We start from the raw sequence: 19,577 nt of genomic DNA, 5'->3' as shown, positions 1-19,577 counted from the left end.
TAAACTTTATTTATGATAAGCGTTGTAGTAACGGGAGATTGCGACTGCGAAGTCTCCTCGTTTCACTGTTTCGTTCGGTGCGAAGGTTGCGTGTACTGTCGGCTCATGATCATATGGTCCTTGTGTCACATCGAACTTGGCGTTCAAGATGTTCAAGTCCAGTGCAAGCTGTACATACCCTTTCAACTCAGCCGGGATGTCCGCCTGGTCTTCAATCAACAAGCGCTCGTCACCGTATTGCACAGTAACATCACCTTCATGCGTTTGAGCTTGTTCTTGCAAGCCTAAGCTTTGGACAAGAGAGTATGCAACTTCCGCTTTCGAAATGGTTCCGTCCGGGTTGAACGTTCCATCAGCTGCTGGCTTCATGACCGCATCCGTCTGATACGTTTCCCCTTTGAAAGCTGCTCCAAGAGCTGCAACAGAAGCTACGAAAGGTAAATCTGCTGCTTTTACATCTGAAAAAGTCGCTCCAGACTGCTGACGGACTTCCGCACCCATCACTAAGTATTTCGCCATATCTTTACGCAACAGGTTTGCGTCAGGCTTGTATGTGCCATCTGCAAAACCGTCTATCAATCGTTCACTGACAGCCGTCTTGATTGCCGCTGCTGCTGGATGGCCTTCAATATCGCTCAAGCCTGTAAATCCACTGACCGATTTGAACGTAAGCGTTCCTTTGACATTCTCCGGTGCACCTGCTCCGTTCGGGTTCTCTTCAGCTCCACGCAAGCCACGGATCTCCGCTTTCCACGTCCCTGCCATTGGTGCGTTCACTGATACCGTGCGATCGGTATAAAGCGTGAACAACAGGCTGATGCCTGAGCTGTATTCGGTTCCGTCTGGTGCAATCAATACGAGGTTAATCGGGTTCCCTGTCTCTTCAAGGATTCCTTTGCCGTTCACTTTTGCCACCAAGCTCGATAATCCTTCTTCCACTGTGAACTCGTGCTGGTTGTCAGATACAAGCGTTGCAGGATTGTAGTCGACCGAAAATTCTTCACGGTCTGCGCTGGAATCGACTGAACTGTTGAAATCCTGGTTCAAGTTCGTCGTTGCGCCGTATTGCGTACCGAACATCGCTGTGTCCACAGCGTTATACGCGTTCACATAACCTGCTCCGACTTCCCAAGGCTCATAGCCAGGCATGTTCGTCGCTGTATCTTGTAAAATCGTCTTGATTTCATCCGGCGTCAAGTTCGGATTCGCTTCAAGCATCAATGCGACGATTCCGGCAACGTGTGGTGTTGCCATTGATGTACCGCTCATCAACGTGTAATAAGGTAAGTAAGCTGTTTCGATCTCTTCAGCATCTGCATCCAACGATAGAGATGAAACTGGTGCAATGACACGAGTTGAAATGATGTCAACGCCTGGTGCTGTAACCGTCGGGCGGTCGACCCATGTCCACTCTTTTCCGTCCATCGTGAATGTTCCGCCGACACCTTTCGTTCCGCGAGAGGAGAAGTCAGCGAGTGAGCCGTCCTTCACGCCAGCTGCGACTGAAATGACCCATGGTGCTTTTGCATATGGATTGTGCGTGTCTTCACCTGGTCCTTCATTTCCTGCTGCGAAAAGAGTTGTGATGCCTTGGTCGTAAGCTTCCTTACTTGCTACGTTCACCGGATGGTTCGGATCGAAATCACCTGAAGATCCCCAGGAGTTCGTGATCAGTCCGATGTTGTACTTTTCCTTATGCGTGATCGCGTAGTCGAATCCACCGATACCATCGAGGACGAACAATGCGCCCCCTGTTCCGTAACCGATCATGTCAGCGCCTGGTGCTGCGCCTTCATACTTGCCGCCAGACATGGCACCGGTTCCACCGACTGTTCCAGCTACGTGAGTACCGTGTCCTGAGTTTGTATCCGTATTCGGTACGTCTTCGGTGTATGTGATGGGAATGACACCAGAGACGATGCTGTTCAAGTTCGTGCTTCCGAGTACGTTTTGCACGAGATTTTTACCTAGCTCATGATCTTTATGCGTTCCGTCGACTCCGCTGTCGTTGACGACGACTCCGACACCTTTACCGGATACTGGCATGCCGCCGTTTTCCTTCGTCATCTTCGCGTCTGTACGTGCTTTGTCAACGCCTGTGAGTAGTGTAGAGTCTGCGTTGAAATACTTTACTTTTTCATTCAAGTAGAGGGATCTGACTTCCGGACTCGATGCTAGTGCATCCACCTGGGATTTCGTTGCAAGAACGCCAGCGATCGGCAATGCGTTCATCGAGACCCCCTTCTTCACCCCTACGTCTTTTAATAGATCCAGTTGAGCCGCCGTAGGTTTTCCATCCCCTTTGAAGGTGACGATGACCTGGACAGCGCCCGTCGTATTCGCTAATTTTTCAGTGAGCAATGGATCAATGCTTGCTTCAGATTGTGCATTCGCGATCGGCACACTTGTAAAAAGAAGCGGCACGATGAGCGCAATTGCCATCAATACAGAAAAAATCTTCTTCATGATCGTAAATCCTCCCCGTCAGAATATTGTAAAAGTTCTCTAACTCTATTATCCGTGTTGGCGGGGAATCTGACTATTACGCGAACGGAGTATTCTTTTTTGCATTTGTACTATAGCAGGGTCGTACAAAAGTTATAAAGGGACCTATTTTTATATAAAAACCAATATTATTCAGTAAAAAAACCGGGGCCATTCAGGCTCCCGGTTCGTCTTATGCTTATTGAACTTGGGTTGATACGCCGCGGTAAAAACGTAGTTGTGCGACCTTCAAGCCATTGTTGTCATATTCCCAATAGTAATCTTCGAACTGTTCATTGAACAGGTTATAGCGTTCAGGTTCGCCATCCCCATCCGTATCCGTATAGATATAGAAAAGCTCACCGGAAGCATTCGTCCAAGGGCTCTGACCAGCTGTACGCGTAACAACCAATTTGTCATCCGAGCAGTACGTTTCACCTGTGTCTGCATCAGTTCCACATGTATTTATGCTCGCTTCCCCACCTGGTTTACCTAGCGCACGTACATAAACCGTGTATTCGGTCGTTCCATCATTGTTCGGGTCAGGATTCGGAAGCTGGAATTCCGCATCGTCTTCATCCGTTCCGTTAGCATCCAATACTTTGAAGTCGCCTTCACGGAGCCAGATGTTCGACTCACCATACAATGGTACAAAAATTCGCGTTCCATCATTATTGTTCATCGGTGCTTTCTTATCCTTTGGAACACCTATGATCTTCAAATTGTAGAAATCGCCTTTCGGAAGTTCACTTGTCGTTTCGGCATATGATTGAACAGCAAATCCAGAGACTAGCAAAGCAACTGTCATGATTAAGCTCATTATCGTTTTCATTAAGTATCTCCCTTTTGCATTAAGTATGGTTGTAATGGCCATTACGGAAATGATCGTACCATATAGATCTGAAAAAGTTCTCCAGTTCCATCTACGACCAATAATCCATGCAAAAGGTATAAGGTTCTATCAGTTTCTTCCAGTTCATCATCCTTTTGGAACTGAACGAAAATAGCGTTAAAGACGGATTTCCTTTTCCTTTCTTAGTTGTTCCCATGACAGAATAGTTTTTTCATGAAGGTTTCATACTACGTTCAATACCGGAAAAGGGTGAGCTTATGGAACTCGATTGGATTTGGAAAGCAGTCATCATCGTCCTCGGAGGCACTTTGATACTGAAGATTGCAGGAAGGAAGTCGATTTCGCAATTGACGTTGGCTCAGACGGTCATCATGGTCGGAATCGGGCCTTTACTCATGCGACCGATCGGTAATCAAAGCATCTGGGTCACCCTAGGTATTGGGAGCACTCTTATTCTGACACTGATTTTACTGGAGTACGCTCAGATGAAATTTGATGCAATCGAAAAGTTGATTACCGGGAAGTCGATTGTATTGGTTGAAGATGGTGTTCTGAACGAGAAACATTTGAAAAAGCTCCGGTTCACAGTCGATCAGCTGGAGATGAAATTACGACAGCAGAATGTCGCGCGATTGAGTGATTTGAAGTGGGCGACGCTCGAACCGAACGGGCAGATTGGATATGAATTGAAGCCGGAAGCTCAACCTGTCACGATGAAAGATTTCGAGTTGTTGAAGAAAGACCTAGAACAGATCCTTCAAACTTTGAACCCGGGTGTGGTGGAGCAAACTCAGCAACCTGAGTCGGAGGATGACCTCTTTTCAGAAGTATCAAGGAAATCGAAAAACGAACCACCCGAACATCTACAATAGGAAAACGGCCCGTGCCATAGACACGAGCCGCTCTTTTTAACTTATGGCAATGGGACAAGCTGATTCTGGACCGCATAGATGACGGCCTGGGATCGGCTTTTCACGTTGATTTTTTTGAAAATCTTGCTGACGTGGATCTTCACCGTCTTATCGCTGATAAAAAGACGTTCGCCGATTTCTTTGTTGCTCAAGCCTTCGACCAGACAGAGCAGCACTTCCTTCTCCCGCTCGGTCAGCTCGTTTTTATCCGCAGATTCATTCTTCTGATTATAAAACCCTAACAGCTTTTTCGTCAGGGAAGGGTCGATGACGGACTCCCCTTTGGCGACTGTCCGGATCGCTTCCACGACCTGGACAGATGGTGCATCCTTCAGCAAGTATCCGTCTGCACCCTCCCGAATGGCAGCCATGAAATACTCATCCATACTATGCATCGTCAGAATCAGAACTTTGATTTCCGGATAGTCCCTCTTCAAGATGGCTGTCAGTTCCACCCCATTTTTATCAGGCAAATTGATATCGAGCAATACGACATCCGGGTTCATACCTTCAATGGATTCCAGTGCTTCGTTTCCACTGACGGCTTCCCCTACCACATTGATATCATCTTCCATTTCAAAAATATTCGACAATCCGTCCCTTAAGACTGCGTGATCATCCACTAACATGACGTTGATCATCGCCCATTCCTCCTTCCATCCCTAGCTTTGGCACAGTCAGGTTGATCTCTGTACCTTTCCCTTCTTTACTATCGATTTGTAACACCGCTTCAATTTTCTCTGCTTGTTCGTTCATGCTCAGGATGCCGAAGTGCGGATCATTCTTCGCCTTGATCATCGCATCGAGCAATGAAAATCCTACCCCATTATCGGAAACTCTCAATAGAACATGTTCTTTCTGATAGCTGAGCAGCACATCCACTTTGGAGGCTTGCGCGTGCTTGACGATGTTCTGAACACTTTCCTGGAAAATATCGAACATCACTTTTTCGACCATCGAGCTCAGGTACACTGGCCGTCCGCGTTCTTCAAACGTTATATTGAGTCCGGATTCTTTCTTGATGACGTCGATCCGTTTCGTGACCGCTTGCTTCAAGCCGACGCGTTCCGTTTCGTATGGTCGGAGTGCGTAAATGGACTCGCGGATCTCCTTCAGACTGAGGCGGAGCTTGTCCAGACTGTCGGTCACAAGCTTGTGAGCTTCCGGCGGCTTTTGGTAAAACTTCCGGTCCGCCGTCTCCAGTTTCATGACCGCCCCGGCAAGTGATTGCGCAACACCGTCGTGGATTTCACGTGCAATCCGGTTCCGCTCCTCAAGCACCGTCCTCTTTTCTTGTTCTGAGATGAGGCTTCTCGTCTTGATGACCACGGCGAGCTGATTCGCGAGTGTCGCCACAGACTGGATCTCTTCCGGTCGGAAACTGTTGCTTCGGCTTTTCGCGACGGCAAACACGCCGAGCATGTTGTCTTCGAGTATGATCGGTGCGTAAATGATCGAGCGCAATCCGTTGTGGAAGCAGGTCGGTGTGACACCAGGGTCTTTTCTTCGGTCATGGATAATGGTCAGTTCTTTGATGTGCTCGAGCTGACTAAGTTCGTCTCGGTCCTGACACGATTCCTTCTTGACCTGTCCATGTTGGAAACGAACCTTCCAGTTCCCATTTTCATTGACCCATAAAATACTAGCGTCGGCATCGACGAAACTGTTCAAGCTTGATCGGATGGATTCGATCCACTGTTTCGATGGCAGCCACCGGTTCAATTCTGTCGAGATGTGGAATAAAGCGTTCAAGCGATTCCGTTCCGTCTCCAGCCGTACGATGATTGAACTGAGCAAGGCGAGTCCGACGAGCGGCGAGAAGAAGAAGAAATACGCGAAAACATCTATGACTCCCCGGTTCTGATTCCCTAAGTAGAACATGATCCCAAGGTAAATGACGGAGATGAATGCACTGATCGACTCTGTGGTCAGCTTCTTTTTCCAAATGGCAAATGTATAAGGTTGCGGACGGATCAGCAGAACGATGTCGACCATGATGTTATTGACGATATAAAACAACGCTGTCGTGACGAGCATCGGAATGATCATCCACGGAACCAGCGCATCCCCGAGGATGAGTCTGGCAATCGCTTCACCTAATATGAAACTTAGCACTAACAGCGCTGGGTTGAAAAACAGGATCCTCAGCGGTCTTCTCTGGACAAAATTGACGATGAAGACGACGAGTCCGTAAATGAAGACCAGCCAGGGCAATCCGTAGACAAGATAGATCGTGAATACGATCGGATAGCTGAGTGAACTGTGCCCTTTCCAAACCGCCATCGGGAAAAATTCGGTTATGAACAGGAAGAGTATGAATAATAGCAAGACGACGGCGTTTTCAGGTATGGAAAGATTGAAGGTGGCAATCAGGATAGATACCCACCCAGCAATGGATATGAATGATAAATACAAGTTCGATAGTTTATCTTTTTTCTGAAGTTGTGTCTCTTGTCCCATGTCTCCCTCCCCATTCTATCGAAATTTTCTGTTAATAATAGTTTACCTTGAAACGTCGAATTAATAAAGAACTCTTATTTTCCAAGTAAAAAAGACAAAATTAAAGCCGGAACTGGTCGAATGGAAAGCCACTAACCAATTCCGGCACGTCTCCTACCGTATATGTAGGATGCGTTTGTCTTCCATTATGGCAAACATATTGCCCTGAACCAATTCCCCTAAAGATATATTTCCCTTAGTACATTGGTTGTACAGCATCGGAAAAATAACGGGAAGGATATTTTATTCATATCATAAATACATATGAAATGAGGACATTTTGTGAGGTGATGAAGTGACGGACCATCGGAAAAATGACCATGATGCAGATGAAGTGTGTGAACAACCTTTTTGCGCGCAGACGAAGGATGTCGCACCTGCTTTTACCGCAGAAGCCTATTTGAATACAGAAAAGAAGATCGTTGAAGTCGCACTCGAAGATTACCAGGGGAAATGGGTGGTCTTGTTCTTCTATGGCAGTGATTTTACATTCGTCTGACCAACCGAGTTGGCGGCGGTCGCTGCCCTTTACCCTCAATTGCAGGATTTGAATGTTGAAGTGTTAGGTATCAGTACGGATAGTGTGTATGCGCATAAGGTGTTTACAGAGGTTTCACCGATGGCGTCTAAAGTGCAATATCCATTGGTGAGTGATCGGACGCAGGAAATAAGCCGGCGTTACCGGGTGTTGAACGAAAGTGCAGGCGCTGCTTTCCGGGCGACGATCATCATTGATCCGGAAGGTAAGATCGTTTCCAAGCTCGTCAATCCACTGGAAGTCGGACGGAATGTGTTTGAGATCCTTCGACTCGTGCAGGCGATCCAGTACGGGGAAAAAACAGGAGAAGGCGTTCCGGCGAACTGGTTGCCTGGGCAACCGGGAATCAAGATGAACGCAAGGAGCATCGGAAGGATATAGGATGGCGTTTCAGATGAATTCGGGAGACCGGATTCATCTTTTTATATGTGGGAGTATTAGAGGGTGAGGCGGATGAATAGACTGTGGTAAGAACATAGACAAGTTGTCGAGGTGATGAATGTGGGTGTGTTTTTCAGTTACATATTGCTCGGGCTGTCCTTGTCCGCTCCGATCGGACCGATCAATGCGGCCCAGGTGGACAAAGGGATCAAGTTCGGGTTCCTGCACGCATGGGTCGTCGGCGTCGGTGCGATGGTGGCCGATCTCATCTTCATGATGCTCATCTATTTCGGTCTCGTTCAATTCATGGACTTGCCATTCGTGAAAACGTTTTTGTGGTCGTTCGGCTGTTTTGTGTTGATCTACACAGGTGTCGAAGGGATTCTCGGTTCGAAACAGGACCCGACGGATGGCGGACTCGTGCGGGAAAGTCCGATGAAGTCGTTTCGGACGGGCTTTTTCATGGCGTTGTCGAACCCGTTGAACATCTTGTTCTGGCTCGGGATCTACGGTTCAGTTCTTGCGAAGACCGCCGATTCCTTTGAGAATTATCAATTGTTCATCTACAGTTCTGGGATTTTTGTCGGAATCCTCATCTGGGATTTCGTGATGGCGAGTGTCGCGAGTGGATTCCGGAAGCATTTGAATACGCGCTACCTTCAAGGAATTTCAATCGTGGCTGGACTCTTCTTGATTGCATTCGGCTTTTACTTCGGCTACCAAGCGCTTAGTTTGCTGCTTTAAAGTGCCGGTCAGTGCCAGGTGCCGATTTGGAACCGTTGGTACGACTGACTTCTTAATCGGTACCTGACACCATTTTCAACCCCTTGATATGACTGGCTTCGTGATCGGTGCCAGGCACTGCAGCGGGTATTGCTCCGTTTGCGGTGCCTGGCACTTTCTGTTGTGGGACATTCACCCATCTGCGCCTCACCTAATAGTATGTGTTGTAGCTAGGAGGGATGTAGATGGCTGAGCTTTACACAAAAAGTTGGCTTGAGGAAAATCTAGCATCGATCGAGGATTGGCAGCATGATGCCTTCAAGCATTTCGGCAACATGATTGCGGATAAAGGGAACACCTATCCTTGTATCCCGGGGCGTCAGGGGTTCCTATCAGATAATCTCCGTTTCGGATTCACATCGGATCCTCGGGAGGAAGGTTCTATTGAAGACTTGGCTTTATTGTTGAAATCATACGGTGAAATTTCAAGAGATACAGGGAAATATGCTTCCCTCGTCGTCTTTTTCGAAACATCTGAAGCGCTGAAGGAAAACTATGAAGTGGCGGAATTCGAATCGCTTTTCTGGTCGGTGCTCAACCGGGTCAGTGCGATCGACGAAATCGAGTGGCCGGAGGACATACCGACCGATCCATCCCATCATGAATGGGAATTCTGCTTCCACGGGGAGCCGTATTTCGCTTTCTGTGCGACACCTGCCCACATTTTCAGGAAAAGCCGAAGCTTTCCTTGTTTCATGATGGCTTTCCAGCCCCGCTGGGTGTTCGATGAAATCAACGACTCAACCATATTTGGCCGTAAAATGAAAAAGGCAATCCGTAAACGGCTCGCCGATTATGATGAGCTGCCGATCCATCCCGACCTGAAATGGTACGGTCAGACTGACAACCACGAATGGAAGCAATACTTTTTAAGCGACGATGAGTCCAGTCCCTCCAAGTGTCCTTACACATACGTAAAAAACAAGCTCAAGAAGCTCCGTCGTTAGTGCGTGCACCTTTTACATGGCGATAGAAAGCCGTGCCCCCAATGATCAACAGGAACAGCAGGCTCACATAAAAGCCGGGTCTGCTCGTTCCATCCAATAATGTCCCACTCACCGCAAGCAGAATCAGAATCGCCCCGACATACATCTTGATCTGATCCCACATGTTCTTCTTCATCAATTTCCAGAACGACAACAGAATGAGGAACCACGTGTACAGAAGCATGAGCCCGGCAGCCGTTGTGATGTACTCATAGATTTTACCTGGGAAAATCAACGAGATGATTATGGACGCGCCTAAACCGCCAGCCGTCAAGGCTAGTGCTGGCAGCGGGACGCTCAGTCGACCTTTTTTCGCGAATAAACAAGGTGCATCTCCGTCCTTCGCCAACGTAACGATCATTGTCGTGACGGCAAAAAGCGCCGCTACCATGGTCGAAAATCCAGCGATGATGAGCATGCCATTGAAAATGTGCGGCACAAACGGCAGATTGTAATCGTTCAGTGCGGTCATGAACGGACTTTCATCCTTCGTGACGTCCTTCCATGAAACGAGCAACAGGACGAGCCCGATTGCAACGACATACATGATCGAAAGCACGATCAACATCAACCGACCTGACTTCGGTGCGTCGTTTTTATCCTTCAGCTCAGTCGCCATCAGCCCCATCACTTCAATGCCTCCGAATGTGTAAAAAGCATAGATGAGCGCTGCCCACAGACCAAGCGTTCCTTTTTCAAAAAAAACGTCCAAAACGCCACGTTCCGTCTTTCCACCTGTTACATCCAAAACGCCGAAAAGCGCGAGCAATCCGATGATGATGAACATGACGATCGCAGCGACTTTAATGATGCCGAAGAGGTTCTCCACACGCTCGAAATCGTCGACTCCCATTAAGATGATCGCAAGGCCGATTACGGCATAGATCGTGGCAAGGAGCCATAGCGGCATCCCAGGAAACCAGAACTGGGTGAAGATGGCGAGTGCGGTCAATTGACTCCCCATGATCAATGTCTCGGACGTCCAGAACACCCAGCCCGTGCCGAAGCCGGTTTCCTTGCCGAATGCTTTTTTCGCAAAGGTCCGGAACGATCCTTTTTCCGGATATTCGACCGTCATACGTGCCATTGCATCGAACACGATATACGTTCCGATCGCTGCTAAAATGAACGCGATGATCACGGCTGGTCCGCTTTTATCTATCGCAATGGAACTACCGAGGAAAAACCCTGTCCCGATGATGCATCCGACACCGATCAACGACAGCTTCCACCACGTGAGCTCCGGATGTTGCTCCTTCTTCTTCAACCGACTTCCTCCTCTCCAAACCTTTTCTATAGTTTGAGAAGAAGAAATTCCCTTTATGTATGTCTTTTTGTCGGATGAGATGGGGCTGAGGTGGAAAGGCTATAACAAGATCACTAATGAAATGGAGAGGAACTTCATGTTGAACATTACGCCGAGCTGTTGGTCTGAGACGGATACGTTGAAAACCGTCGTCCTCTGTCCTCCTGCCGTGTTGGACGTGCCGGATCAGCAGACTGCGACAGATGTCCTCTGGGAAAAACCGGTCATTCAGAACAAAGCAATTCACAACCATAACGAGCTATGTCACGCGTTGGAAGAGGCAGGCGTGGAGGTCATCAATTACTCAAAATACTTGTCCATCGATGATTTCAAGGTGAATGAACAGCTGATCAACCGGGTGTTCGTGCGCGATCTCGCTTGTGTATTCGGAAAAACCGTCATCCCTGGTGAGCCAGGGATCACAATGCGAAAGCCTGAGTACATCCATGCCCATAACCTGTTCGAACAATGGATGGGAGAACAATTTGATCTGGAAGGGAACAACGGTATGAAAGGCATGGAGTTCGGGGATGTGCTCGTGTTGAACCGAAATGCCGTGCTTGTGAATGTCGGGTTGCGAACGAGCATCTTAAGCATTGAAAAATTGAAGGGGAAGATTTTCGAAGCTGGATTCTCTGAAATCGGGGTGATTGACTTACCTCGCCGCGCCGATACGTTACATACTGATATGAACCTAAATGTTGCGGGCCCTGACTTGATATTGTCGAAGTGCTTTGTGCGGTTCATGCCTGTTTTGGTGCTTACGGAAAAAGAGCATCGCTATGAGATGTTCCACACATTCGTGAAGCACCATGGGTTTGATATCCATTGGACGTCAAAAGTGACCGATACGGTAGCGGATATCAACTTCCTGAACCTCGATCCGGAGACGATCCTCATCAGTAAACAACGACGGAAGAGCATTTTCCGCGATCATCCTAAGCTGAAAAAGCTCAATTACATTGAAATAGACGTCTCTGAGCTCGAAAAAGGCGGAGGCGGCATCCGTTGCATGACTTTGCCGCTGAAACGGGGGTAAATTGAGGGGGTTATGCTCAGCTTTTAAGAGTGGTCTTGCCAAAATTGGGTGATGTTTCTCGAAAATGGAGTGAGGTCTTGCCAAAATCCGAGATGGTCTCTCGAAAATAGAGCTTCATCTCTCGAATTTGCTCACCTGTTCAGCCAAACCAGTCTTTCTTACTATCAAAAAAACGAAGGGACTGTCGTCATGACAGTCCCTCTCCTTATTCAAATCGCTTTTTCTGTTTTTTCATCGTCCAAAGGCGTCACCGCGTCATGGATGAGTTGATCGAGTTCAGTGGCATGGCGGACCTTTTCTTCATCCGTCCAACCGAGCTCCTCTGCCATCCGTTCGATCACAGCTGACTTCCACTTCGTCACCCAGTGGATGTCGAAGAACATGGCACCTGTGCGACGGATGAAGAAATCCACCGGTTTCGCAACCATTTCCTCTTCTATTCCGTACATCAGCATCGCTGCAACCTCATTCGGTAACGATGGATCCCCATCGCTTTCTTTCATCATTTCATACACACGGTCGATGTTCGAGCCATACCGCTGCACCATCACTTTCGCGACCGCTTCGTCCAGTCCGAGCTCTTCCACCCCTTGCTTCACTTTCTTTTCCATGAACGCCGGGAACTGCTTGGAACCGCCGACTTCACCACCTGATATCGGCATATGCTTCGTTTTACAACCTGGATAAGTGCCGCCGTGACCCTCTTCCTTCAACTGCTCGCCGACCAGATTGACGATGCTTTCTGCCATTTTACGATACCCGGTCAGCTTCCCGCCAGCAATCGTAATCAAGCCTGAGTTCGAAATGAAAATTTCATCTTTCCGTGAAATTTCCGATGGATCCTTACCTTCCTCATGGATAAGCGGGCGCAATCCAGCCCAGCTCGACTCTACGTCCCCCGGCTTCACATCCAGTTCTGGGAACATGAAGTGGATGGAATTCAGAATGTAATCCCGGTCATCTACAGTCATCCGAGGATGGGCGATGTCCGATTCATATGTCGTGTCGGTCGTCCCGACGTACGTCTTGCCTTCACGAGGAATCGCAAACACCATCCGGCCGTCATCGGTATCGTAATAAACCGCCTGATTCAATGGGAATTTGCTTTGATCGAAAACGAGATGGACACCTTTCGTCAGATGCAACGTTTTCCCTTTTTTCGAGCGATCCTGCTCGCGCAGCTCATCGACCCATGGTCCCGCCGCATTAACGATCTTTTTCGCCCGTACCTGGTACGTTTCGCCTTTCAGCTCATCGCGAACGACCGCACCGACCGCTTTTCCATTCTCATAAATGAAGTCGACGACCTTGGCGTAATTCACCGCATTCACTCCGTGCTCGACTGCTTTTTTCAGGACCTCGATTGTCAGGCGCGCATCATCAGTCCGATATTCTACGTAGTAACCGCCGCCTTTCAAGCCGTCTTTTTTCAAAGTCGGAACGCGTTCCAGCGTCTCTTCCCGGCTGAGCATCGAGCGTCGTTCTTTTCTTTTTACACCGGCTAAAAAGTCATATACCCGTAAGCCGATGGACGTACTGAACCGTCCGAATGTCCCCTCTTTAAAAATAGGCAACACCATCCATTCTGGCGTCGTTACGTGAGGTCCGTTCTCATAGACGATCGCACGCTCTTTCCCGACTTCCGCCACCATCTTCACTTCAAATTGCTTCAGATAGCGAAGTCCACCGTGCACGAGTTTCGTCGATCGGCTCGACGTTCCGGCAGCGAAGTCCTGCATTTCGACAAGTGCGGTCTTCATTCCCCGGCTCGATGCATCGAGCGAAATCCCAGCTCCTGTAATGCCTCCACCGATCACCAGTACATCGTATTCTTCTGTTTGCATATGTTCTAAACGATCCGTTCGTTGTTTACCTGAAAAAGTTCCACTCATGATCTCTCTCCTCCTATATAGAAAACTTACCCGAAAATGGCTTCTGCTTATACTTTATTCGGAGCAAAAAAAAGAGACCACAACTGGAACCTATAAGCTGCGCGCTTATAAGTCCGTTGCGGTCTCTCCGTTTCTCCGACGCATGTATTAACTTGTCTTCATCTTACCACACGTTTTCTTTATTTGAAAGCCATTGTTGCGTTGACCGCTTTTTTCCAGCCCTCGTATAGGGATTCGCGGTCCTGTTCGCTCATCTCATTATTAAAGGTACGGTCCACTTTCCACTGTTTCGCGATTTCGTCGCGGTTCTCCCAATAGCCGACCGCGAGTCCAGCAAGATAAGCGGCACCGAGCGCTGTCGTTTCGTTCACGACCGGACGTTCAACCGGTACACCGAGCACGTCACTTTGGAATTGAGAAAGGAAGTTGTTCTTCACTGCGCCTCCATCGACCCGTAACGTTTTCAGTGAGATGCCTGAATCTGCTTCCATCGCGGTCAGAACGTCCTTCGTCTGATAGGCGAGTGATTCTAGTGTCGCACGGACGAAGTGTTCTTTCGACGTTCCACGCGTCAATCCGAATACCGCGCCTCGCACATCACTGTCCCAATATGGCGTACCAAGTCCTACGAAGGCAGGGACAACATAAACGCCTTCTGTCGACTCGACGCGTTCAGCGTATTTCTCACTGTCTGCGGCATCAGCGAACATTCGGAGCCCATCACGTAACCATTGAATCGCAGATCCGGCGACAAAAATACTGCCTTCAAGGGCATACTCGACTTTTCCGTCGATGCCCCAAGCAATCGTCGTGAGCAGGCCGTGCTCTGAGGTGACTGCTTTTTCCCCGGTATTCATGAGCATGAAGCAGCCTGTTCCGTACGTGTTCTTCGCCATACCTTTTTCATAGCACGCTTGTCCGAACAGCGCGGCTTGCTGGTCACCTGCAACGCCTCCGATCGGTATGGAATGCCCGAAGAAATGGTGCTCGACCGTGTGTCCGTAAACTTCTGACGATGGTTTCACTTCCGGCAGCATCGTTTTCGGTACGCCGAGGATATCTAGCAGTTCTTCGTCCCAATCGAGCTCATGGATGTTGTACATCAACGTACGGGATGCGTTCGAATAGTCTGTGACATGTGCTTTTCCACCTGTCAGTTTCCAGATGAGCCACGTGTCGATCGTACCGAACAAGAGGTCACCCGCTTCTGCTTTTTCACGAGCGCCTTCTACGTTGTCGAGGATCCATTTCACTTTTGTCCCGGAAAAATAAGCGTCGATCAAGAGGCCTGTCTTCTCACGGAACTTGTCGTTATGGCCTTGCTCTTTCAATTCTTCACAAATGCCTGCGGTCTGACGGGATTGCCAGACGATCGCATTGTAGATCGGTTTTTCTGTGTTTTTATCCCAGACGACCGTCGTTTCACGTTGGTTCGTGATACCGATACCGGCAATCTGTTCCGGTTTTATATCGGAATGGGACAACACCTGTGCGATGACCGACAAAATCGATCCCCAAATTTCGTTCGCATTGTGCTCAACCCAACCGGATTTCGGGAAATGCTGAGTGAATTCTTTTTGTGCAGTCTCGACGATTTCCCCTTCTTTATTGAATAGGATCGCGCGTGAGCTTGTCGTTCCTTGGTCTAATGATAAGATGTACTTTTCCATATTTCCACTCTCCCTTAAAACATTTATTGGTTCGATAATCCAAGCTTGGACACTTTCTTCTTCTCTTTGGCCGGCACTTCCTTCTCACTCGTCACATAAGCGACAACGAGTACACCGAGGACAAGCGCTCCGACCACCCAGAATGCTAATGTATCTGTACCCGTAAAGAACTTTTGGTAAAAGAGGGCACCGAACACACCGCCAAGTACCGGTCCGACTACAGGAATCCAGGAGTAGCCCCAATCCGATGACGCTTTCCCTGGAATCGGCAAGATGAAATGTGCGATACGCGGACCGAGGTCACGTGCCGGGTTGATCGCATACCCTGTCGTACCTCCGAGAGACATTCCGATCGCTACGATGAGGAATCCGACGATCAGTGGATTCAAGCCTTCTGTAAACTCGTTTGCACCGATTGCAAGCAGACCGAGCAACAGGACGAACGTTCCGATGACCTCACTGAGCAGGTTCGAGAATGTATGGCGGATTGCCGGGTCTGTTGAGAAAACCGCCCGTTTCAAGCCAGGGTCCTCCGTCTCTCTCCAGTGCGGCAAGTAGTGGAAATAGACGATGATGGCACCGATGAACGCACCGATCATCTGCGCTGTGATGTACATCGGCACTTTCGCCCAAGGGAATTCTCCGATGGATGCGAGTCCGAGCGTGACCGCCGGATTGATGTGCGCCCCGCTGATTCCACCGACAGCGTAAACCGCGACGGCAACCGCAAGACCCCATCCCATCGTAATGACGATCCATCCGGAATCTTGTGCCTTTGTTTTATTTAATACGACGCCTCCAACGACGCCTCCTCCTAAGATGATAAGAATCATCGTACCCATGATTTCTGCCATGAATTCTGACATTGTTCCTTCCTCCGATCACTTTTTTATAGTGTAAACCCTTTCATTTCTGACAGAGAATAATGCGTTCGGAACACAAAAAATCCACACGAATCGCCTCATCTGAAATGAGGGATAAGTGTGGATCTCCGTTTCTCCGTCACATGTTATTAACTTGCCTATCAAGTTACATGATTCGGAAAGCGCTGTCAAGGACAATTTTACAAATCCTTAACATAATGTTTCCACAGTTCACCCCTCGATGTCGTCACTGCTCTGGCACCTGCGCCTAAAGCCTGTTCGACATCCTCTATGGTCCGGATCAAGCCTCCAGCAAAAATCGGGATTCCGGTATGCTCATGTACTTCTTGAATGATGTTGGGCATGAGCCCTGGTAAAACTTCAATGTAATCCGGCTTCGTCTTCTCGAGCAGTGTATAGCTTTTGTTCAGTGCGCTCGAGTCAAGCAGGAACAGCCTCTGAATCGCAAGGACTCCTTTCTTTTTCGCCGTTAAAATGACATTCGTACGGGTGGAGATCAATCCGTCCGCCTTGATGTCCTGGCAAAGGAATTCGGCTGCATAATCGTCGTTGCTCAGCCCATGGATGAGATCGACGTGAATGAGCATCTTCTTATCGTGACGCTTCGCCATCTGCACGATGCTCTTCAGCTGACTGACATGGCTGTCGAGCAATACGAGATATTCATATGGGCTCTTCAGCAATTTCTCAAAGTCCTTCATATTTCGGACTGCAGGTAGTATCTTCTGTTGGATCGGCATGTTTCACCATCCTTCTTTCTTCAGAGTCGTGAAGACTCTACTTTCGCATAGTTCATTTATGGACGCAAAGCGAATAATCAAACTAATAATAGCCCGCGTGACAAGGGTTGAAACCTCTTTTCCATAAAATAGAACCAACATACTATTCGGTCTTCCCTCCTACGTTTAGGAGGGTCGAATTTTGGGAAGTGGGTAAGAAGGCCCTCCCCCATCCACTTCAATCATTGTAAAAAATGAGGGATAATGAACCGTGGATGACTTTTACAAAGACTCCCATAACCGTTATGAGCATGTACTAAATGTTTGTCAGTCGGTCATTACAAACGAACTAAAGATTCAAAAGAAATTCCCCGATGTTCAGCGTATTTCGAGATTGACAGGTTATACCGAAGAGAGGATTTTGGAATCTCTTGAGTTTGGAAAAGGAGACGATCAAAACGACCGGTTCCATTATTCAAAGAGACGTTACTTACGACACTAAATGGTGGCGGGAGGGGCTTGTTTTTTCCAGTATTTGCATTTTGGTGTTTGGTAGTTGGGATAGTAAGTAAGTCCCGATTTATAAAACGTTTGTCCGAATTTATAAGACTAAGCTGTGTTTTTGTGAAACACAACTGCTTTTTTCTAAAACCGAAGCTCGATTTTCGAAAACCGAAGCCATTTTTTCTAAAACACCGCTTCTCCTTGGCTGGAACGCTTCCAGGCAAGCCTCAAAAACCCATAAGGAAGCACCAGTCTCAATGGACTGGTGCTTTTTCCTATTGATCCAAATGGATGTATTCGCCAGGTCCGAGCGGCAGACCGAGCCAATACCAGACGGCGAAAAGAAGCATCCAGAAGATTGCAAAACCGATCGAGTAAGGCAGCAGGACGGAGATGAGCGTCCCGACGCCCATCTTAGGGTCGTACTTTTTCGCAAAGGTGAGCAGGATGGCAAAGTACGCTAGCATCGGTGTCACCGCGTTCGTAATCGAGTCACCAATCCGGTACGCCATCTGCGTGAATGCCGGGCTGTAGTCCATGAACATGAACATCGGTACGAACACCGGACCGAGCAAAGCCCACTTGGCAGATGAACTCGCGATGAGCAAGTTGATGAGCGCACAGAACAGGATGAACGCCAGGAGTAGCGGCAAACCTGTCATGCCCGATTCCTTCAAGAAATCCGCCCCTTTGATGGCAATGATCGTTCCGAGATTGCTCCAGTTGAAGTACGTAATCATCTGCGCTGCGATGAACGCTAGCACGATGTAATACCCCATGCCGGACATCGCCTTCGTCAAATGCTCTGCCACGTCCTTATCGGATTTGATCACCTTCGCACCGATTCCATAAAGCAACGCCGGTATGAAAAAGAAGAACAACATGATCGGCACGATGCCATTCATGAATGGGGAGTCCTCGATGAGCGACCCCGTCTCGGCGTTCCGGAACAAACCGCCTTCTGGAATCGTCAGAACACACAATAAAGCGATATAGGCGAAAACTCCGATACCAGCCCAGGTAAGCCCTCTTCGCTCGCTTTTTTTCAGTTTCGTTTCCGTGTCCACTTGCGCGTTCAGCGTATACGTACCGAGACGGGGCTCGACGATTTTCGAACAGACGAACACCGCCACTGGCACAAGGACGAAGGTCGAAGCGATCAGGAAGTAGTAGTTCATCGCTGGATTGGCTTTGTAACTTTTATCAACGATATGGGCACTCGATTCGGTAAAACCGGCGAGCAACACATCCAGCATGCTAAGGATCAAGTTCGCACTGAATCCCCCTGCCACTGAAGCGTAGCCGAGTGCGAGACCTGCGATCGGATGCCGACCCATCGTCATGAAAACGAACGCCGCGATTGGCGGTAGTACGATAAGTGCCGCGTCGGCTGCCGCATTTCCGAAAATTCCGATGACGACGATGATCGGCAGGATCAACGTTTTCGGTGAAGCGAGTACGACCTTCCGCATGAAAGCCGATACGAGCCCCGTCGATTCCGCGAGTCCGACACCGAGCATGACGACGAGTACGAGACCGAGCGGCGGGAAGGCCATGAAGTTGTTCACCATCTCGGTGAGGATCTTCACGATCCCTTTTCCGTCGATCAAGTTGACGGCGTTGACAGTTTCATTCGTTGCCGGATTGACGGCACTCCAGTTCAGCTTGCTTGCCACGTAGGATGCAAACAAGATGATTCCGGTGAAAATAACAAACAGCGTCAATACATCCGGCAGTTTGTTGCCGTAACGTTCAATCCAATCGAGGAATTTGTTGAAAATTCCTCTCCTTTTGGAATGTGCCTGTTTGTTTTCGAGTTTGTGCTGTGGAACGCTCATCATAACCACTCCCTGCTGAAAATGTCTGAATTTTTCGTATTATTGTACAGATACGTTCGCAGGAAGACAACTTGGTGTGAGCGTCGTGCTAGAATCGGGTGCTAGTTCTTTTAAGCTAAAAATGATTGTAGGAAAGGGCTGTCATTTCCAGATTGATGATGAGAACTTCCTAGATTGTGGTTGTCCGCTCATGATGCCCAGAAGGCCCAGAAACACGGCAATCTATCAGTTTATGCTAGAAGTTTAGGAATCAGAACGATTTGTGATAGAAAAAGTGAAAAACGGTATGG

General features: G+C 48.5%; 16 protein-coding genes. 6 read left to right on the top strand and 10 right to left on the bottom strand.

The window, feature by feature from the left end:
- Positions 1 to 6: 6 nt before the first annotated feature.
- Together ACSVDE_RS01945 and ACSVDE_RS01940 are read right to left on the bottom strand one after the other, a co-directional pair.
- The gene (locus tag ACSVDE_RS01945; RefSeq protein WP_439299277.1) at positions 7 to 2,466 is read right to left on the bottom strand and encodes a S8 family serine peptidase; all 2,460 of its coding nucleotides are present in this window, start codon (positions 2,464 to 2,466) and stop codon (positions 7 to 9) included.
- 217 nt (positions 2,467 to 2,683) lie between these two features.
- Positions 2,684 to 3,316: a hypothetical protein gene (locus ACSVDE_RS01940; protein WP_439299276.1), complete on the bottom strand. Its 633-nt coding sequence runs from the start codon at positions 3,314 to 3,316 to the stop codon at positions 2,684 to 2,686.
- Between the two features lie 278 nt (positions 3,317 to 3,594).
- Here ACSVDE_RS01940 and ACSVDE_RS01935 point away from each other — a divergent pair, with 278 nt between their 5' ends.
- Entirely contained in the window at positions 3,595 to 4,209 is a 615-nt protein-coding gene (locus ACSVDE_RS01935) for a DUF421 domain-containing protein (RefSeq protein ID WP_439299275.1), read from the top strand.
- Between the two features lie 41 nt (positions 4,210 to 4,250).
- On the opposite strand, the gene ACSVDE_RS01930 is transcribed toward ACSVDE_RS01935, so the two are convergent.
- Both ACSVDE_RS01930 and ACSVDE_RS01925 read right to left on the bottom strand, forming a co-directional pair.
- The gene (locus tag ACSVDE_RS01930; RefSeq protein ID WP_439299274.1) at positions 4,251 to 4,889 is read right to left on the bottom strand and encodes a response regulator; all 639 of its coding nucleotides are present in this window, start codon (positions 4,887 to 4,889) and stop codon (positions 4,251 to 4,253) included.
- Positions 4,864 to 6,708: a histidine kinase gene (locus tag ACSVDE_RS01925; protein WP_439299273.1), complete on the bottom strand. Its 1,845-nt coding sequence runs from the start codon at positions 6,706 to 6,708 to the stop codon at positions 4,864 to 4,866. The genes ACSVDE_RS01930 and ACSVDE_RS01925 overlap by 26 nt, the downstream gene beginning before the upstream one ends.
- Before the next feature lie 334 nt (positions 6,709 to 7,042).
- Here ACSVDE_RS01925 and ACSVDE_RS01920 point away from each other — a divergent pair, with 334 nt between their 5' ends.
- The 3 genes from ACSVDE_RS01920 (at position 7,043) to ACSVDE_RS01910 (ending at position 9,396) form a co-directional block, all read left to right on the top strand.
- Positions 7,043 to 7,666, top strand: coding sequence for a peroxiredoxin (locus tag ACSVDE_RS01920; protein WP_439299272.1), 624 nt, complete (start codon positions 7,043 to 7,045; stop codon positions 7,664 to 7,666).
- 120 nt (positions 7,667 to 7,786) lie between these two features.
- Entirely contained in the window at positions 7,787 to 8,410 is a 624-nt protein-coding gene (locus ACSVDE_RS01915; protein WP_439299271.1) for a LysE family transporter, read from the top strand.
- Positions 8,411 to 8,634: 224 nt separating this feature from the next.
- A complete protein-coding gene (locus ACSVDE_RS01910; protein ID WP_439299270.1) occupies positions 8,635 to 9,396 on the top strand; it encodes a YqcI/YcgG family protein in 762 nt (253 codons plus the stop codon).
- On the opposite strand, the gene ACSVDE_RS01905 is transcribed toward ACSVDE_RS01910, so the two are convergent.
- The gene (locus tag ACSVDE_RS01905) at positions 9,377 to 10,702 is read right to left on the bottom strand and encodes an amino acid permease (protein WP_439299269.1); all 1,326 of its coding nucleotides are present in this window, start codon (positions 10,700 to 10,702) and stop codon (positions 9,377 to 9,379) included. The two genes, ACSVDE_RS01910 and ACSVDE_RS01905, sit on opposite strands and share 20 nt — an antisense overlap.
- A 136-nt stretch (positions 10,703 to 10,838) precedes the next feature.
- Between ACSVDE_RS01905 and ACSVDE_RS01900 the strand changes: the two genes are divergently transcribed.
- On the top strand, positions 10,839 to 11,780 hold the full coding sequence (locus ACSVDE_RS01900; RefSeq protein WP_439299268.1) for an arginine deiminase family protein: 942 nt from the start codon (positions 10,839 to 10,841) through the stop codon (positions 11,778 to 11,780).
- 209 nt (positions 11,781 to 11,989) lie between these two features.
- Here ACSVDE_RS01900 and ACSVDE_RS01895 read toward each other — a convergent pair whose 3' ends face one another.
- From ACSVDE_RS01895 to ACSVDE_RS01880, 4 genes are all read right to left on the bottom strand, one after another.
- Positions 11,990 to 13,675, bottom strand: a complete 1,686-nt coding sequence (locus ACSVDE_RS01895) for a glycerol-3-phosphate dehydrogenase/oxidase (RefSeq protein ID WP_439301913.1) — start codon at positions 13,673 to 13,675, stop codon at positions 11,990 to 11,992.
- Positions 13,676 to 13,851: 176 nt separating this feature from the next.
- A complete protein-coding gene (glpK, locus tag ACSVDE_RS01890) occupies positions 13,852 to 15,342 on the bottom strand; it encodes a glycerol kinase GlpK (protein ID WP_439299267.1) in 1,491 nt (496 codons plus the stop codon).
- Between the two features lie 23 nt (positions 15,343 to 15,365).
- Positions 15,366 to 16,208: an MIP/aquaporin family protein gene (locus ACSVDE_RS01885; protein WP_439299266.1), complete on the bottom strand. Its 843-nt coding sequence runs from the start codon at positions 16,206 to 16,208 to the stop codon at positions 15,366 to 15,368.
- A gap of 197 nt (positions 16,209 to 16,405) precedes the next feature.
- The gene (locus ACSVDE_RS01880) at positions 16,406 to 16,966 is read right to left on the bottom strand and encodes a glycerol-3-phosphate responsive antiterminator (RefSeq protein ID WP_439299265.1); all 561 of its coding nucleotides are present in this window, start codon (positions 16,964 to 16,966) and stop codon (positions 16,406 to 16,408) included.
- Positions 16,967 to 17,216: 250 nt separating this feature from the next.
- On the opposite strand from ACSVDE_RS01880, the gene ACSVDE_RS01875 reads away from it, so the two are divergent.
- Complete coding sequence (locus tag ACSVDE_RS01875) at positions 17,217 to 17,447, top strand: hypothetical protein (RefSeq protein ID WP_439299264.1); 231 nt, start codon at positions 17,217 to 17,219, stop codon at positions 17,445 to 17,447.
- Between the two features lie 277 nt (positions 17,448 to 17,724).
- Here the strand turns inward: ACSVDE_RS01875 and ACSVDE_RS01870 are convergent, their stop codons facing one another.
- Complete coding sequence (locus tag ACSVDE_RS01870) at positions 17,725 to 19,290, bottom strand: AbgT family transporter (RefSeq protein ID WP_439299263.1); 1,566 nt, start codon at positions 19,288 to 19,290, stop codon at positions 17,725 to 17,727.
- Positions 19,291 to 19,577: the final 287 nt, after the last annotated feature.

The sequence above is a fragment of the Pseudalkalibacillus sp. Hm43 genome, assembly GCF_051842935.1.
GTDB lineage: Bacteria > Bacillota > Bacilli > Bacillales > Fictibacillaceae > Pseudalkalibacillus.
This window is presented reverse-complemented; position numbering and strand designations above follow the sequence as displayed.

Coding starts and splice junctions, on each gene's coding strand:
- ACSVDE_RS01930 (WP_439299274.1), bottom strand. CDS start 4,889: ATGATCAACGTCATGTTAGTGGATGATCACGCAGTCTTAAGGGACGGA.
- ACSVDE_RS01900 (WP_439299268.1), top strand. CDS start 10,839: ATGTTGAACATTACGCCGAGCTGTTGGTCTGAGACGGATACGTTGAAA.
- ACSVDE_RS01885 (WP_439299266.1), bottom strand. CDS start 16,208: ATGTCAGAATTCATGGCAGAAATCATGGGTACGATGATTCTTATCATC.
- ACSVDE_RS01880 (WP_439299265.1), bottom strand. CDS start 16,966: ATGCCGATCCAACAGAAGATACTACCTGCAGTCCGAAATATGAAGGAC.
- ACSVDE_RS01925 (WP_439299273.1), bottom strand. CDS start 6,708: ATGGGACAAGAGACACAACTTCAGAAAAAAGATAAACTATCGAACTTG.
- glpK (WP_439299267.1), bottom strand. CDS start 15,342: ATGGAAAAGTACATCTTATCATTAGACCAAGGAACGACAAGCTCACGC.
- ACSVDE_RS01870 (WP_439299263.1), bottom strand. CDS start 19,290: ATGATGAGCGTTCCACAGCACAAACTCGAAAACAAACAGGCACATTCC.
- ACSVDE_RS01940 (WP_439299276.1), bottom strand. CDS start 3,316: ATGAAAACGATAATGAGCTTAATCATGACAGTTGCTTTGCTAGTCTCT.
- ACSVDE_RS01945 (WP_439299277.1), bottom strand. CDS start 2,466: ATGAAGAAGATTTTTTCTGTATTGATGGCAATTGCGCTCATCGTGCCG.
- ACSVDE_RS01935 (WP_439299275.1), top strand. CDS start 3,595: ATGGAACTCGATTGGATTTGGAAAGCAGTCATCATCGTCCTCGGAGGC.
- ACSVDE_RS01910 (WP_439299270.1), top strand. CDS start 8,635: ATGGCTGAGCTTTACACAAAAAGTTGGCTTGAGGAAAATCTAGCATCG.